Annotated in this window: 16 protein-coding genes; 13 read left to right on the top strand and 3 right to left on the bottom strand. The window is 39.6% G+C overall.

Going from position 1 to position 16,426, the window contains the following annotated elements:
- Positions 1-260: 260 nt before the first annotated feature.
- From dusA to PSN35_RS02380, 10 genes are all read left to right on the top strand, one after another.
- On the top strand, positions 261-1,214 hold the full coding sequence (dusA, locus tag PSN35_RS02425; protein ID WP_300028934.1) for a tRNA dihydrouridine(20/20a) synthase DusA: 954 nt from the start codon (positions 261-263) through the stop codon (positions 1,212-1,214).
- A complete protein-coding gene (gene ftsA, locus PSN35_RS02420) occupies positions 1,207-2,424 on the top strand; it encodes a cell division protein FtsA (RefSeq protein ID WP_300028932.1) in 1,218 nt (405 codons plus the stop codon). Before dusA ends, ftsA begins: the two co-directional genes overlap by 8 nt.
- A 199-nt stretch (positions 2,425-2,623) precedes the next feature.
- Positions 2,624-3,535 (top strand): UDP-3-O-acyl-N-acetylglucosamine deacetylase, encoded by a 912-nt coding sequence (lpxC, locus tag PSN35_RS02415; protein WP_300028930.1) that lies wholly within the window; start codon positions 2,624-2,626, stop codon positions 3,533-3,535.
- 63 nt (positions 3,536-3,598) lie between these two features.
- A complete protein-coding gene (ilvB, locus tag PSN35_RS02410) occupies positions 3,599-5,332 on the top strand; it encodes a biosynthetic-type acetolactate synthase large subunit (protein WP_300028928.1) in 1,734 nt (577 codons plus the stop codon).
- A 2-nt stretch (positions 5,333-5,334) separates the two neighbouring features.
- Entirely contained in the window at positions 5,335-5,811 is a 477-nt protein-coding gene (gene ilvN / locus PSN35_RS02405; protein WP_300028926.1) for an acetolactate synthase small subunit, read from the top strand.
- Between the two features lie 48 nt (positions 5,812-5,859).
- Positions 5,860-6,864 (top strand): ketol-acid reductoisomerase, encoded by a 1,005-nt coding sequence (gene ilvC, locus PSN35_RS02400; protein WP_300028924.1) that lies wholly within the window; start codon positions 5,860-5,862, stop codon positions 6,862-6,864.
- 63 nt (positions 6,865-6,927) lie between these two features.
- Positions 6,928-7,686, top strand: coding sequence for a CDP-diacylglycerol--serine O-phosphatidyltransferase (gene pssA, locus PSN35_RS02395; RefSeq protein ID WP_300028921.1), 759 nt, complete (start codon positions 6,928-6,930; stop codon positions 7,684-7,686).
- 157 nt (positions 7,687-7,843) lie between these two features.
- Positions 7,844-9,376 (top strand): 2-isopropylmalate synthase, encoded by a 1,533-nt coding sequence (locus tag PSN35_RS02390; RefSeq protein WP_300028919.1) that lies wholly within the window; start codon positions 7,844-7,846, stop codon positions 9,374-9,376.
- Entirely contained in the window at positions 9,376-9,798 is a 423-nt protein-coding gene (locus PSN35_RS02385) for a hypothetical protein (protein WP_300028917.1), read from the top strand. Before PSN35_RS02390 ends, PSN35_RS02385 begins: the two co-directional genes overlap by 1 nt.
- Positions 9,786-10,475 carry an epoxyqueuosine reductase QueH gene (locus PSN35_RS02380; RefSeq protein ID WP_300028915.1) on the top strand — a complete coding sequence of 230 codons (690 nt, stop codon included), beginning with the start codon at positions 9,786-9,788 and terminating at the stop codon, positions 10,473-10,475. The genes PSN35_RS02385 and PSN35_RS02380 overlap by 13 nt, the downstream gene beginning before the upstream one ends.
- A 1-nt stretch (position 10,476) precedes the next feature.
- Here the strand turns inward: PSN35_RS02380 and argF are convergent, their stop codons facing one another.
- The 3 genes from argF to PSN35_RS02365 all read right to left on the bottom strand — a co-directional run bounded on the left by argF (position 10,477) and on the right by PSN35_RS02365 (position 12,817).
- Entirely contained in the window at positions 10,477-11,373 is an 897-nt protein-coding gene (gene argF, locus PSN35_RS02375; RefSeq protein ID WP_300028913.1) for an ornithine carbamoyltransferase, read from the bottom strand.
- Between the two features lie 17 nt (positions 11,374-11,390).
- On the bottom strand, positions 11,391-12,548 hold the full coding sequence (locus tag PSN35_RS02370) for an aspartate aminotransferase family protein (protein ID WP_300028911.1): 1,158 nt from the start codon (positions 12,546-12,548) through the stop codon (positions 11,391-11,393).
- A 65-nt stretch (positions 12,549-12,613) separates the two neighbouring features.
- On the bottom strand, positions 12,614-12,817 hold the full coding sequence (locus PSN35_RS02365; RefSeq protein WP_300028909.1) for a hypothetical protein: 204 nt from the start codon (positions 12,815-12,817) through the stop codon (positions 12,614-12,616).
- A 162-nt stretch (positions 12,818-12,979) separates the two neighbouring features.
- Between PSN35_RS02365 and raiA the strand changes: the two genes are divergently transcribed.
- The 3 genes from raiA to PSN35_RS02350 all read left to right on the top strand — a co-directional run.
- Positions 12,980-13,276 (top strand): ribosome-associated translation inhibitor RaiA, encoded by a 297-nt coding sequence (raiA, locus tag PSN35_RS02360; RefSeq protein WP_300028907.1) that lies wholly within the window; start codon positions 12,980-12,982, stop codon positions 13,274-13,276.
- Positions 13,277-13,330: 54 nt separating this feature from the next.
- Positions 13,331-14,683 carry a magnesium transporter gene (gene mgtE, locus PSN35_RS02355; RefSeq protein WP_300028905.1) on the top strand — a complete coding sequence of 451 codons (1,353 nt, stop codon included), beginning with the start codon at positions 13,331-13,333 and terminating at the stop codon, positions 14,681-14,683.
- Between the two features lie 3 nt (positions 14,684-14,686).
- The coding region (locus tag PSN35_RS02350) for an O-antigen ligase (RefSeq protein WP_300028903.1) at positions 14,687-16,426 on the top strand (1,740 nt) is incomplete at its 3' end.

Here is a 16,426-nt window from a genome sequence, read left to right as displayed (position 1 = left end):
AGGGGCAGCTATTGGGCCTTTTCCACCTATGCGATTGATTTTTCTTTTAGAATTATTGAGGGCTTGTTGATTTATCAAACTATTCAAGCCTTTAGAAAATATAGTAGAAAATTATGAATGATTTGGATTGTTAATCCGTGCCTAATCAAGAGCATTTTTCTTTTTTTATAGGGCAGATTTAAAAAAATGTGTAAGAGTTTAGCAAACCTAAATGATAAACGGCTTTTTAAATTTAACGCCGTAAAAATGGAGAAGAGGAAATGAGTCAATTTTCCGTAGCGCCAATGATGGATTGGACGGATCGCCATTGTCGGTTTTTTCATCGTTTGCTGTCAAAGGAGGCACAGCTTTGGACAGAGATGGTCACCGCTAAAGCCATTATCCATGGTGATAAAAATCGATTGCTTGATTATGATGCGCATGAACATCCGCTGGTTTTACAACTTGGTGGTAGCGACCCTAAAGAAATGGCTCTAGCGGCCAAAGTTGGTCAAGATTGGGGTTATGATGAAATTAACATTAATGTGGGCTGCCCCTCAGATCGAGTTCAGTCAGGAAGTTTTGGTGCTTGTTTGATGCAAACGCCAGAAACAGTGGCTCAGTGTATTGAGGCGATGGGCGAGGTGGTTGATACGCCACTGAGTGTTAAATCTCGCATTGGTGTGGACGACATGGAAAGTTATGAAGAATTAACTAACTTTATTGAGGTGGTGAGTCAGGCAGGCTGTACTAATTTTGTTGTTCATGCGAGAAAGGCTTGGTTAAAGGGTTTGAGTCCTAAGCAGAATAGATCTGTTCCGCCACTTAATTATGATTGGGTGTATCAACTCAAAAAAGACTTTCCAAAGCTTACGATTGGCATTAATGGTGGTATTGGCTCCTTGGTAGAGGTGGGTGAGCATCTAAAGCATGTTGATAATGCCATGTTGGGTAGGGCGGTGTACCACCAGCCTTATTTGTTGGCTGGTGTTGATCAAGCGTTTTATCAATCAAATACCTTAATTATTTCAAGAGAGCAGGTATTACTTGACTTTATTGACTATATTAAAATTCAACAAAAAAACGAGGTGCCGATTCGATCGATGACACGCCATATTTTAGGGCTTTATCATGCGCAGCCAAATGCCAAAAGGTTTAAGCGTTTGCTGAGTGGTAAGGTTGTTGAGCTAACGCATTTGTATGAATGGCTAGAACAGGGAGATAAACATGAGTGATCGTGAATTTTTTGCCGGCATTGATCTTGGTTCTAGCAAAATTGTTATGTTAATTGCTGAAATTGAACAGGATAAAATCCATGTTTTTGCTCATGCATCTGGGGAGTCTGCTGGGATAGAAAGCGGCGTGGTCACCAATCAAGATCAAGCTATTAAAGCGGTACGTGCGGTTATAGATAAAATTAAACGTACGTGCAAAGAGCGCGTGATTAATGTCAGTGTTAATATTAATGATTTGCATTTGAATAGTAATAATCAAAACCGTCCCATTAGTTTTTCTAGAAAATCAATGACAGTTACTAAAGAAGATGTTGCAAAGGCGATTCAAAACTCTTCAGCAGGTGCTGTTGCGACTAATAAAAAACAACTCAAAGCGATTGTAAATGGTTTTACTATTGACGATCAAGTGGTCGATCAACCCATAGGCTTAGAAGCGCAAATTTTGGGCGCTGATGTGCACTTAATATCGGTTTCTAATCAGGCGTTAAACGGTGTTATTAATTGTCTGTCAGATTGTGATTTGGGTATCGATACCGTGATGGCAGATTCTATTGCAAGCAGCTCGGTTTGTATCACGAGTGACCAAAAAGAAGAGGGGGTGTGTCTATTGGATATGGGCGCATCAGTGAGCAATATTTCGGTATTTACCAAAGGCGGCGTAACGTTTAGTCATGTATTTAAGTTTGGCGGAAATACGGTTACGGAAGCAATTTCACAAGCTTACAACACTTCCTTTAAAGAAGCGGAAAGACTCAAGCTTGCTTATGGTGTATTGCAGCCAAATGCGAGCTTAAAGGATTGTTTGGTTGAATTCGAGCAACTAAACTCAAACGAAAAAAATTATCTATCATTGCATGAATTGATCAGTGTTATAGAAAAATCCTATCAAGAAATTTGCAGCATGATTAAGAAAAGTTTAAAGGCTGAAAAGCTTGATAGAGCGCTTAAAGCGGGTATAGTGGTTATTGGTGGTGCTAGTAAGATAGAAAATTGTGAAAGTTTTTTATTAAAAGAATTTAGAATACGCACTAAATTAGCCAAAATAAATCGAACACTGGTCAGTGGTAATGAAGACTTACTAACCGATGTTGGTTATTTTTCAGCATTTGGCTTGTTAACTTGTAATACCGTTGAGCCTTATTTACAAGAAACTGAATTAGTGCAAAAAAAAGGCTTGTTAGGTAAAATGAAAGGACTACTAGAACTTTAATTAACATAAGGGCGCCTCCAAAAACCCCAATACAATTTATGAAACACACAAAACAGCACCTTTCTAGCGCTACACAGCAGTCCTCTAGGAGGGTTCAGCAAAAAATTCATCAAATAACTAGCTATTCTCTTTATTTTTTGCTGAAAAATGCACTATTTTCTGCATTCCTTAAATCGCACCGGGGTTTCTGGAGGTGTCCATGATCAAACAAAGAACCATTAAAAAAACTGTCAAAGCTCGAGGTGTCGGTATTCACAGTGGTGGCATGGTAAACATGACACTCATTCCTGCTGAAATTGATCATGGCGTTGTATTTAGACGTATGGATGTTGGCGGTAAGTTGGTTCGGGCGCACAATGCTTTTGTTAATGAGGTGGTGCTTTCTACCGGCCTTGAAAATCAAGGTGTTAAGGTGTCTACTGTTGAGCATTTAATGAGTGCATTTTCTGCCTTGGGCATTGATAACGTGTTGGTGGAGTTAGACTCTTTCGAGGTGCCAATAATGGACGGCTCATCAGCGCCTTTTGTTTTTTTGGTGCAGTCTGCTGGTATTGAAGAGCAAGAAGCTCACAAGCGTTTTTTCGTCATTAACGACACCATTCGTGTGGAAAACGGTGATTCATGGGCGCAAGTATCACCATTTGACGGATTTAAAGTATCTCTAGAAATTGATTTTGACCATAAAAAAGTCAAGGAAAGTGGGCAAGAATTAACCATTGATTTTTCACAGCAGTCTTACTTGAAAGAAATTTCAAGGGCTAGAACTTTTGGTTACATGAAAGATGTGGAAATGATGCAGCGTCAAAACTTAGCCTTGGGTGCAAGCATGGACAACGCGATTGCATTAAGTGATGATGATGTATTGAACGAAGACGGCATGCGCTATCAAAATGAATTTGTTAAGCATAAAATCCTGGATATTGTGGGCGATATGTACCTACTTGGCTCTAATTTAATTGGCCATTATGAGGGTTACAAAACGGGTCATTTGCTTAATGATCAGTTATTGTCAGCTATTTTAGAGCGTCCTGATACTTGGTCAATTGAAACGTTCGAACAAGATGATTCGCCAATGCAATTCTATTCAGAAGATTGGCAAAATTCCTTGTAATCATAAGCAATTTTAGTGTTTCGTTTGGTATAATCGACAAGTTTTTTATACCCAGCTAAAATAATGAAATTAAATGGTGCACAAATATTAGTTGACTGCTTGAAAAGCGAAGGTGTTAAGCACATCTTTGGTTATCCTGGCGGCGCAGTTCTGCACATCTACGATGCATTAGACGCTTGCACAACAATGGATCATATTTTGGTCCGTCATGAACAGGGTGCTGTGCACGCTGCTGACGGCTATGCACGTACCAGCGGAAAGTGTGGTGTGGCACTCGTTACTTCAGGACCGGGACTAACAAATGCCGTTACCGGTATTGCAACTGCATTTACCGATTCTATTCCAATGGTGGTTATTTCAGGCCAGGTACCTTCTGCTGTGATTGGTAGTGATGCCTTTCAGGAAGTGGATGCAGTAGGTATTACCCGTTCATGCGTTAAACATAATTTTCTGGTAAAAAACGCCGATGATTTAGCACAAACTGTCAAGAAAGCTTTTTACATTGCAACGACAGGTCGTCCAGGCCCTGTTCTAATTGATGTAACCAAGGATGCCACCATTGCTGAAATTGATTATGAAGGTTACCCGGAAACTATTTCTATGCGTTCATATCAGCCTGAAGTTCAGGTGAATGCGGACCAAGTCGCTAAAGCAATTGATATTATCGCCTCAGCGCGTCAACCTATTATTTATTCAGGTGGCGGTAGTGTTATTGGTAATGCTAGTGAAGCGTTAACCGCACTAACTCGTCGCACCGGTTTTCCAATTACTCAAACTTTAATGGGATTGGGCGCCTATCCTGCAACCGATAAACAGTCACTTGGCATGTTGGGTATGCATGGTACTTATGAATCAAACATGGCCATGCATGGTTCGGATTGTGTGATCGCCATAGGTGCAAGATTTGATGACCGTATCACGGGGAATTTAGAAAAATTTTGCCCTGATGCAAAAATTATCCATATTGATATTGACCCTTCTTCGGTTGGTAAAGTAGTGGGTGTTGATGTGTCAGTGATTGGTCAAGTGAATGATGTATTGCGTGCACTGATTAAAGGATTAGAGAATAAAGAGCTGCCAAATATTGACGCTTGGTGGCAGCAAATCAATCAGTGGCGTGAGGTAGATTCCTTGGCTTATAAAACCAAATCAGGTGTTATTAAGCCACAAACAGCTGTTGAAGCATTGTATGAAGTGACACAAGGTGATGCTATTGTGACGAGTGATGTGGGTCAGCATCAAATGTGGGCGGCACAATATTATCCATTTGATAAGCCGCGTCGTTGGATCAACTCTGGTGGTTTGGGCACTATGGGCTTTGGCTTGCCGGCAGCTATGGGCGCTAAATTGGCTGAGCCTGAATTAGATGTTGCCTGTATAACGGGCGATGGTAGTATTCAAATGATGTTGCAAGAACTTTCCACTATGTTGCAATTTCATACACCAGTTAAGATTATCAATCTTAATAATGGCTATTTAGGCATGGTGCGCCAATGGCAGGAGTTTTTCTATGATAAGCGTTACTCTATGTCGTATATGGATGCACTGCCTGATTTTGTTAAACTAGCGGAAAGCTATGGCCACATTGGCATACGTGTCGAAAAGGAAGAAGACTTGAAGCCGGCACTTATTGAGGCGTTTAAACAAAAAGATAGAACGGTATTTATTGATATCATTACCGATCCAACTGAAAACGTTTTTCCAATGATTCCATCAGGTGCAGGGCATCACGAGATGTTGCTAGCCGGGCGTGATGAAATGGCTTCTACTAATGATTCAGGATTAAATTTAGTATAACAATGAGACACATAATTTCAGTACAATTAGAGAATGAATCGGGTGCACTTTCTCGAGTATCAGGCTTATTTTCAGCGCGTGGTTTTAATATTGAATCGCTCACAGTTGCCACTACTAACGATCCTACTATGTCAAGAATGACTATTGTAAGTATTGGTGATGATAATATTATTGAGCAAATTATTAAACAGCTTAACAAATTAATTGACGTCGTCAGCGTAACCGACTTAACAGCTACTGAACACATTGAGCGTGAATTATTACTGGTAAAAATCAGCCTTAAAAACGATTCTCAAGCAGAAGTTGATCGTGTTTTAGATGGTTTTGATGCAAAAATTATTGACGCCTCAGAAGAGGCGTACACCATTGAATTGGCTGGAAAAAGTCAAAAAATTAATGATTTTATCGAGGCATTTGATGCAGATAAAATCTTAGAGGTTTCTAGAACGGGCGTCACCGGCGTTTGTCAGAAAATATAAAGTTAACTATATAGGCGTTAGTTGCGCTATAAACAAAGGAAAAAAGAAATGAATAGATATTACGATAAAGATGCAGACCTAGCGATCATCAAAGGTATGAAAGTGGCGATTGTGGGTTACGGTTCACAAGGTCATGCGCACGCAAATAACTTAAAAGATTCAGGTGTTGAAGTGGTTGTTGCACTAAGAGAAGGTTCAGCTTCAGCTGCTAAAGCCAGTGCTTCTGGCTTAGATGTTAAGTCAATCGAAGCTGCTACTGCGTGGGCGGATTTAGTCATGATTTTGGCACCGGATGAATTCCAGGGTCAAATCTATTCAGACAGCATTGAGCCAAATCTTAAAAAAGGTGCAACGGTTGCGTTTGCTCACGGCTTCAACATCTTGTACGGTTTAATTAAGCCAAGCGCTGATTTAGACGTCATCATGGTTGCACCAAAGGCGCCAGGTCATACAGTGCGTTCAGAGTTTGTTAAAGGTGGCGGTATTCCTGATTTAATCGCGGTATCACAGGATGCTTCTGGTAATGCTAAGGCAACAGCACTTTCATATGCATCAGCAATTGGTGGTGGCCGTACAGGTATCTTGGAAACAACCTTTAAAGATGAGACTGAAACAGACTTATTTGGTGAGCAGGTAGTTCTATGTGGTGGTACAACATCCCTAGTACAAGCTGGTTTTGAAACTTTAGTAGAAGCAGGCTATGAGCCAGAAATGGCATACTTTGAGTGTTTACATGAGCTTAAGCTAATTGTTGACTTAATGTATGAAGGTGGTATTGCTAATATGCGTTACTCAATCTCAAATACTGCGGAATATGGCGATGTAACACGTGGTCCTCGTATTGTGACTGCTGAAACTAAAGCCGAAATGAAGAAAATCTTAACGGAAATTCAAGATGGTACATTCGCTAAAGAATTTGTGGCTAATGTGAGTGATCTGCCAGCACGTCGTGAAGTGCAGCGTGAGCATAAGATTGAACAAGTGGGTGAGTCACTGCGTTCGATGATGCCATGGATTAACAAGAATAAAATTGTCGATCAAGCCAAGAATTAAACACTCTTTAAAAACGCCCAACTTAGTTGGGCGTTTTTGTTTCTAAGGCGTTATAATCAACTTATGAAAAATACCAAAATAAGGCGAGGCGTTTATCTATTGCCGAACATACTGACAACCTTTGGGTTGTTTGCGGGTTTCTTTGCTATCATCCTAGCAACTAAAGGTCAATATGCTGATGCGGCAATTGCCATTTTTGTGGCCATGTTGTGGGATGGGTTGGACGGGCGTGTGGCTCGATTAACCAACACACAAAGCGCCTTTGGTGAGCAATATGACTCCATGGCCGATATGGTGTCATTTGGGGTTGCGCCAGCATTATTAATGTATTTTTATTTATTTGAAGGGTTGTCTCAAGTCGGTTGGATTGGTGCCTTTATTTATGTGGCTGCTGGTGCGTTACGATTGGCAAGATTTAATACTCAGATCGGCGTTCAAGATAAGCGTTATTTTCAAGGCTTGCCGTCACCGGCTGCTGCCGCTTTGATTGCCGGTTTGGTGTGGACCAAAGAGATGATAGGCCCTAGTGCTTATGATGATCAATATTTAGTTATTGGCGCTTGGATAATTCTTGTGTCAGCTGGTATTCTTATGGTGAGTAATGTGCGTTATTACAGCTTTAAAGAGGTTAACTTTAAGGGTAGATCATCATTCAAGTTGTTACTGCTTGCTACCTTGATTTTAATTGTGGTGTCATTATGGCCAAGTGCTATTTTGTTTATCTTTTTCTTTACTTATGCAGTTTCAGGGTTGGTATTAACAACCATTGAGGTTCGTAAAAAGCGTGCTCTAAAAAAACAAGCAAAGAAAAGTTTAAAATAATTTATAATGACACACATGAATAATTACACTAATTTTTCTTTTCTAGGCTTACTCTTAAGCCTAAAGCGATTACTGCCGTAGGCAGATATGAACTCGATTGGCCAAAAGCCTAACCCCACAATAGCACTAGAAAAAAACATATACAAAGGAGACTTAAATGTCTGACAAATTAATTATTTTTGACACAACATTACGCGATGGAGAGCAGTCTCCAGGCGCATCAATGACTAAAGATGAAAAGGTTCGCATTGCCAAGGTATTGGAAAAAATGCGTGTCGATGTTATTGAAGCGGGTTTTGCCATTGCCTCTCCCGGGGATTTTGAAGCAGTACAGGCCGTTGCCAATACCATTAAAGATTCAACCATTTGTTCTTTGGCTCGAGCGCTAGATAAAGACATTGATCGCGCTGGTGAGGCGCTTAAAGGTGCTAATTCTGCTCGCATTCATACGTTTATTGCAACCAGTGATATTCATATGAAAATGAAATTGCAAATGACGCCGGATCAAGTGGTTGATCAGGCGGTGAGAGCCGTTAAGCGTGCTAGGAAATATACGGATAATGTGGAGTTTTCACCAGAAGATGCTGGACGTTCTGATGAAGATTTTTTGTGTCGCGTGATTGAAGCAACAATTGCTGCAGGTGCAACCACCATTAATATTCCTGATACAGTTGGCTATAACTTACCCCATCAATTTGGCGCCACGATTAAATCATTAATCGAACGCGTGCCTAATTCAGACCAAGCTGTTTTTTCAGCGCATTGTCATAATGACTTAGGTTTGGCAGTTGCCAACTCATTGTCAGCAGTGCTTAATGGTGCGCGTCAAGTTGAGTGTACCATTAACGGACTGGGTGAGCGTGCTGGTAATACAGCTTTGGAAGAAGTGGTGATGGCAGTTCGAACTCGACAAGATGAGTTTTCCTGTGATACCAATATTGATACTACTCATATTTTGTCAGCATCTCGCCTAGTTTCTAGTGTGACTGGTTTTATCGTACAACCAAATAAAGCCATTGTTGGTGCTAATGCGTTTGCACACGAAGCGGGTATTCATCAGGATGGCGTACTTAAGCACCGTGAAACTTATGAAATTATGCGCGCTGAAGATGTGGGTTGGAATGCTAACCAGTTAGTATTGGGTAAGCATTCAGGGCGTAACGCGTTCAAAGCAAGACTATTAGAGCTTGGCACAGAATTTGATTCAGAAGAAAGTTTGAATAGTGCATTTAGACGCTTCAAAGAATTAGCCGACAAAAAACATGAAATTTTTGATGAAGACTTGCAAGCATTAGTTTCTGAGGCGCAAGTAGTTGAAAGTGAAAGTATTAAGTTGGTGTCGTTAAAAGTTTGTAGTGAAACTGGTGAAAGAAACAGCGCAACGGTAACCTTGTCTATTGATGGTGAAGAAAAAACCATGACAGCAGAAACTGCAGGTTCGGTTGATGCAACGTTTAGTGCGATTAATAAATTGATGGATATGCAAGTCAACTTACAACTTTATTCAGTGTCAAACGTAACTCAAGGCACAGATGCACTGGGTGAGGTTAATGTTCGCCTAGAACAGGATGGGCGCATTATTAACGGCCAAGGTGCAGATACCGATATCGTGATTGCTAGCGCAAAAGCCTACATTCATGCGCTGAATAAAGTGTTAGCAGCAACGGATAGGGCGCACCCTCAGGTTTAATGTTGTCTATTAGGTCGCAATATCTCAATGAATTAAAAATACCTGAGTATTTGCACGTAACAAGTAGTTCACCTGCATCAGCTACTCACAGTCAAAAAATTAACATTAAATGTTTAGTGGTGGAGTCTGAGCAATCAAATTCTATGTGTAGCCCAGGCGAGGTTCAGGACTTCCTATACAAAATGCTTGCTGCGATCGGTCTGCAAAAACAAGAGATTGTTTGTATTAGTGAGGCTGCTGAAAATATAGCGCAAGTGTTGGAGAAATATAATGCTCAAGTGGTGTTGTTAGCCGGTGTATCTTTGCCTATACAATCAAAGTCTGTTTTGAATATCCATCATCCTAATAAAATTCTGGCCAATGAACAACTCAAGCGTGAAGCTTGGGAAGTGCTAAAACAGGCAAAATTATGTCTACAGTAGATTATAGTTTAACAGGCTATAAACGCCCCGTCTTAACCACTCCAAATGGTGAAAAAAAGCTATTAATGCACTCTTGTTGCGCACCTTGCGCGGGAGAAGTGATGGAGGCTTTGGCTGCATCCAATATTGACACCACCATTTTTTTCTACAACCCAAATATCCACCCAAAAGAAGAGTACGAATTGCGCAAAGAAGAGAATATTCGTTTTGCTCAAAAATTAGGCATGGATTTTATTGATGCAGACTATAACAAAGATGATTGGTTTGATCGAGTTAAGGGTCAGGAAGATGAACCGGAGCGTGGAAAGCGCTGTACAACGTGTTTTGATATGCGCTTTGAGGTAACGGCGCAATATGCCAAAGCACATGGATTTGATTTAATTTCCTCAACCTTGGGCATTTCAAGGTGGAAAGATATGAATCAAATTAATGGCTGCGGGGTGCGCGCTGCAAATAGTTATCAAGGTGTTTCTTACTGGGATTTTAATTGGCGTAAGCAGGGCGGATCGTCTAGAATGTTAGAGCTTTCCAAGCGTGAAAACTTCTATCAACAGGAATATTGTGGCTGTGTATATTCACTGCGTGATACCAATCGTTGGCGTGTGTCACGCGGGCGTGAGAAGATCGAACGTGGCGTTAAGTTTTATCAAGCTGCAATGAAAAGCCTTGATCAATAAGTTAGTCTAATAAATATAATAGCAGTGATTTCTGTGCATGTAGGCGATTTTCAGCCTCATCCCAAACTAAGCTTTGCTTGCCATCTATAACACTAGCAGAAACCTCTTCACCACGATGAGCCGGTAAACAGTGCATAAAGCTTGCATCCGTATTCGCCTGTTGCATTAATTTATCGGTTACTTGAAAATCTTTAAACGCTAGTTCACGTTTGGTTTGTTCAGCTTCTTGACCCATTGACGCCCAAACATCGGTGACGACAAGGTCTGAATTTTGACAAGCTTGTTCAGCATTGTTAAACAATTGAATATGCGACTTGTAATTATTAATAAAGTCTTGATCAGGCTCGTATCCCTCTGGCGTAGCAATATTTAAGGTAAAACCAAAAGCTTTGGCCGCTTGCATGTAGGTGTGACACATGTTGTTACCATCACCAATCCAGGCAACTGTTTTGCCTTGAATGGAGCCTTTGTGCTCTTTATAGGTCATCATGTCGGCTAATAATTGACAAGGGTGTGATTCATCACTCAGTGCGTTAATAATCGGCACAGAGCTGTGCTGTGCAAAGGTGTTAATATCATCATGCGAAGAGACACGCATCATAATTGCATCAACCATTGAGCTGACAACAATGGCAGTATCTGTCGTTGGTTCGCCTCGGCCCAACTGAATGTCACGATCAGATAAAAATAGTGCGTGACCCCCTAATTGAGCCATACCAGCCTCAAACGAAACACGAGTGCGTGTTGATGATTTGTCAAAAATCATGGCCAGCGTTTTATTTTTTAAGGTCTCGTTAATCTCGCCAGCTTTGTGTTGTTTTTTTAACGCAATGGCTGTGTCAATAATTTGATTTAGATCATTGCTGGATAAATCGTCTAGGTTAATAAAGTGCTTCATTGTTATTCTCCTGCGTACTATAAAGCGTCAATTAAATTACAAATGGTGTCAATCATACTGTCTGCCTGTTGCGTATTCATGATGAGTGGTGGCAATAGGCGAATGGACTGCCCCGTGATATTAATCAATAACTGCTGCTCTAGCGCTTGTTGTAATAATTGCATACAAGGTTGATTAAGCTCGATAGCGATCATTAAACCCTTGATACGGATTTCAGCTACAGTTGTGTTGTTTTGTAGTTTTTCGCTAAGATTGCTGGCAATGTAAGCACTAATTTTATTAACGTTATCAAGGATATTGTTTTGATCAATCACTGACAAGACGCTAAGTGCCGTACGACAAACTAACGGATTGCCGCCAAAAGTTGATCCATGAGTGCCCGGGGTTAATAGTTTGGCTGCATCGCCCTTGGCTAAACAAGCACCAATTGGCACGCCATTACCCAGGCCTTTAGCTAGGGTTAATACATCAGGTGTGATATTGTTGTATTGATGTGCAAACAGTTTTCCAGTACGACCAATGCCAGTTTGCACCTCATCTAAAATCAACAGCCAATTGTTATCCTTGCAAATGGCTTGAACTTGGTTTAGGTAAGTGTCGTCAGGAATAATAACGCCGCTTTCACCTTGAATAGGCTCAAGCATTACCGCAACCACATTGGCATTGTTTTCATGCTGTTTGATGGCAGTTAAGTCGTTGAAATCAACATGGATAAATTCACTAACCAGTGGGGCAAAACCCGCCTGAACTTTAGGGTTGCCTGTGGCAGACAAGGTGGCCATGGTACGCCCATGAAAACTATGGTTAGCCGTTAGAATAATAGGCGTATCAATGTCATTAGCACGGGCATGTAAGCGCGCTATTTTAATAGCGGCTTCATTAGCTTCAGCGCCAGAATTGGCAAAAAATGCATTATCCATATTAGATAAGGTGCATAATTTTTCTGCCAAGGTTTCTTGATGTGCAATGTGATACCAATTGCTGGTATGGAGTAATTGTTCAGCTTGCGTTTGAATGGCTTTGGTGATAACTGGGTGAGCGTGTCCTAGTCCTGTAACGCCGACACCACATAAGGCGTCAAAATACTGCTTACCTTTGGTATCGGTTAAATAGCAGCCGCTACCTTGGGTAAAGGTAACATTAAGCGGTGCATAATTTGACATTAAATAGGACATTGTATTATAGCCTGTAAAACAAAAAAGCCCCAAACGGGGCTTTTGTACCAATCAAAAAAATTAAATTATGATTGGTATTGTAATGGTGGAGCCATCTGTTCGTCTACGGCAGCTAAGTCATTTTTGTAGCTTTCGTAAAAAGAACCAGCTGGTGGGTTGATCCACTCTTCATAAGAAAAACCGTTTTCAGCTGTGTGGATTTTAAAAGTTTCTTGTAGAGCAATTTTCTTTGCGCTTAATTCATTATCTTGTTGACTTGTTGCGTCCATCTTGATCTCCTGAATATTTAAATAAGTTAAAAACTATATTATATACATAAAAGCGCCATTGTGAGGATTTTTATTTGTTGACTTTATTGATAAATACACCTGCTATATCGGCAAAGTTGTGTCACAATAGACATGCATTTTATAAATAACAAAGGAGCGTACATGCAATTAAATATTTCTGGCCATCACCTTGATGTTACCGATGCAATTAAGCAACATTCTGAAGAGAAGTTAGCTAAAATTAAGCATCATTTTGATCATGTTATTAACATTAACATGATTTTGGAAATTGAAAAAGACACGCAAATAGCAGAAGCAACCATTCATGTCAGTGGTGCTGATTTATTTGCTAAGGCAGAAAGCAACGATATGTACGTATCTATTGATCAAATGGTTAACAAATTAGATGCTCAAATTAGAAAGCACAAAGAAAAGTTAAACGATCATAGAAAAAATTAACCAATAGTTGCTCTGGGTTTTAACAATCCAGAGCCAAATAAAGGAATATGACTCATGCTAGAAGTTGAAAATACTTCTTTCGAGGAACGCCTTCAGAGATTAATTACATCTCTGGAGGCTTCTTTATATGAAGAGGCAACCTCTCAACTCTCCGAGTTGCATTCGGCTGAGATTGCTCGACTGCTAGAAAGTGTTCCGCCTAAAGACCGAATCCAACTTTGGCTTAATATTGATTGCGCGACACAAGGCGATATCCTTAAAGATTTAAGTGAAGATGTTTTATCTCAACTGCTTAATGAAATGAGCGTTGTTGATATTGTTAAGGCAACAGAAGGCTTGGATATGGATATTCTGGCTGATATTGTGCCTGAATTGCCCGAATCAGCCTTGCATAACTTGTTGTTGACCATGGATCATAAGCACCGAGATCATTTAAAGCAAGTGTTGTCCTACCCAGAAGATTCCGCGGGTGGGTTAATGAATATTGACATGATTACCGTTCGTGATGATGTTAATGTGCGTACGGTCATTCGTTATTTACGTTTACTAAAAGAAATGCCAATCGATACTGATCAGGTGTTTGTGGTTGACCGATCTTATCGGTATATTGGCAGTATTCATATTTCCACCTTACTAACTAACGAAGCTGCACAATCGATTAAGCCGTTAATCAATACTGATCTTAAGCCAATTTTGGCTAATACATCAGAGGTGGAAGTGGCCAGTTTATTTGAGCAACGTGACCTTATCTCTGCACCTGTGGTGGACAGACACAATCAGCTTATTGGTCGAATTACCATTGATGATGTGGTCGATGTCATTCGAGACGAAGCTGAGCACTCAGTTATGTCAATGGCGGGTTTGGATGAAGAGGATGATGTATTTGCCCCTGTGATTCAAAGTACTAAAAGTCGCAGTATTTGGCTAGGGGTTAACTTAATTACTGTATTTATTGCTGTATTTTTTATCGGTTTATTTGAGGCCACCTTGCAAGAAAAAATTGCACTGGCTGTATTGATGCCAGTAGTTGCCTCTATGGGCGGTATTGCGGGTACGCAAACACTTATTTTGGTTACCCGGGGTATTGCAACGGGCAGAGTAACAAGCTCAAACCTAAAATTACTCATGAGTAAAGAGGTGGCTATTGGTGTGTTAAACGGTTTGTTATGGTCAGTCATTATTGGTTTAGCTACCTATATTTGGTTCTCAGATTGGATACTCAGTATGGTTATTTCGTTGGCCATTGTGGTGAATCTGATCTTTGCGGCTTTTTCAGGTGCTTTTTTGCCATCACTATTAATTAAATTTAAGATTGATCCTGCACTAGCAGGCGGTGTTATCTTAACTACAATTACCGATGTTATCGGTTTTGTGGCGTTTTTGGGTTTGGCTTCACTGGTTGTTTAGATAATGAAAAAAACACACAAACTCAATATTAACTACCTTATTTTTTTGCTTTTTTATATGGCAATTGCGGCTCCTTGGTTTAATCTAAACTTCTCTAATCACTCTTTTGTTAAATCTTATGTGGCAGCAATTGGTATTGGAATTTTAATGCTTGTTACTTTATGGAGGGTGCATGCTAACACTCAACAAATCACTTTCAATTTAAGTTGGTTAAAAATTAGTTGGTTATTCTTATTTATGATTGGAACCATAAGTATTTCTTGGTCAGTTTATGTCGATTTTAGTGTCACTAAATGGATGATGTGGTTTATAACTTTTTGTGCATTTATAGTTTCTTATCGATTGCAATTAGATAAAACTACACTGATTAAATTTTGCTGGGGCTTGTTAATTACTGCTTTGATTATTGCCATTATTGGTATTGCGCAATATTTATTTGATTTGTCTGTAATAACGCAAGCTGCCCCTCCTGCTTCTACGTTTGGTAATAAAAATATGGCAACTCAGCCAATTGTGCTTATTCTGCCCTTTACATTATTTTTGTTGTTTCATGACAAGATTAAAGGTATAAAGGTTTGGGTTGTTACTGTATCAATAGCCTTGATTATGGCATATATATTTTATACAAGAACTCGTGCTAGCTGGGTAAGTATAGTTATTGAAGTGTTTCTGCTTGCTAGTTTTCTAATTGTCAAACGTAAAAATATTAAACAATGGACGAATTGGAATAAGAGCAAAACTCAAAGTAGTATTGTTGCCACATTGTTGTTTTTTATTCTTGTGTTTTTTGATTTACAAAGCTCTTCTCTTGCAATTAAGACTACGTCGCAAATTCGTTTTGATATATGGCAGGTCGCAATAAACATGATTGAAGTATCGCCATTTTTTGGTTCAGGCTTAGGCTCTTGGTTTTACAACGAGACCGAAGGTGGATTTGGTGTTCTTGGTGCAACAACCTTTACTCATGTACACAATGATTTATTAGAATTAGGTGTTGAGCTGGGTGTGCTTGGCGTAATGGCTTTGTTATTAAGTGTAGTGACTAGCATTGTTGCTGTTTTTAAGATTGTTGATAAAGATGATACAAGCTTTGCTTGGTTTTATTATTTAATATGGGTTGCACTTGCTGGTTCGTTTGTGCAAATGCAATTTTCTTTTCCTTATCAACTGGCGTTACCCTCGTTGTTGTTAGGATTGTATTTGGGTATGATTGCTCAGCGTTCAGAGCTTTTTATTCCCTCAGTAAAAACCATTCAAATTAAAAAATCAGTTAAAAGTTATAAATATATTGTTAAAAGTTTTGCTAGTGTGATTGTAATAGGGGTTTTTATTATTTATGCAAATTGGTTTGTTATGCATGATGACTTAAATACAATGGTCAAAACTAATAAAATTAGTCAAATTCAAAATATAAAGCCTGTCTATGCCCGTATGTTCCCTATTACATCGTTGAATCAATTTTCAGAGATACTTGTTTCTGCTGATAGGGTGAATGGCGCTATTATTATTGACAGATATTTGCTTAATATATTCCCAAATTACAGCCACACTCTTCTTCGTTACGCAAAGTCATTAATGAAAAAAAAGCACTATGAGACAGCATTAAAAGTGGTTACTAAACTCAAAAGTGTCGCAGTAAAGGGTTATTACAAAAGAACCTTAATGGTAGAGGCGGAAATATATTTAAATACAGGAAAAATAGATAAATTTCGTCAAATATTTGATGAAATTGTTACCTACCAA

The organism is Candidatus Thioglobus sp., assembly GCF_028599055.1.
Classification (GTDB): Bacteria; Pseudomonadota; Gammaproteobacteria; order PS1; family Pseudothioglobaceae; genus Thioglobus_A.
The sequence above is the reverse complement of the archived record's forward strand: the minus strand, read 5'-3'. Positions and strand labels throughout refer to the sequence as shown.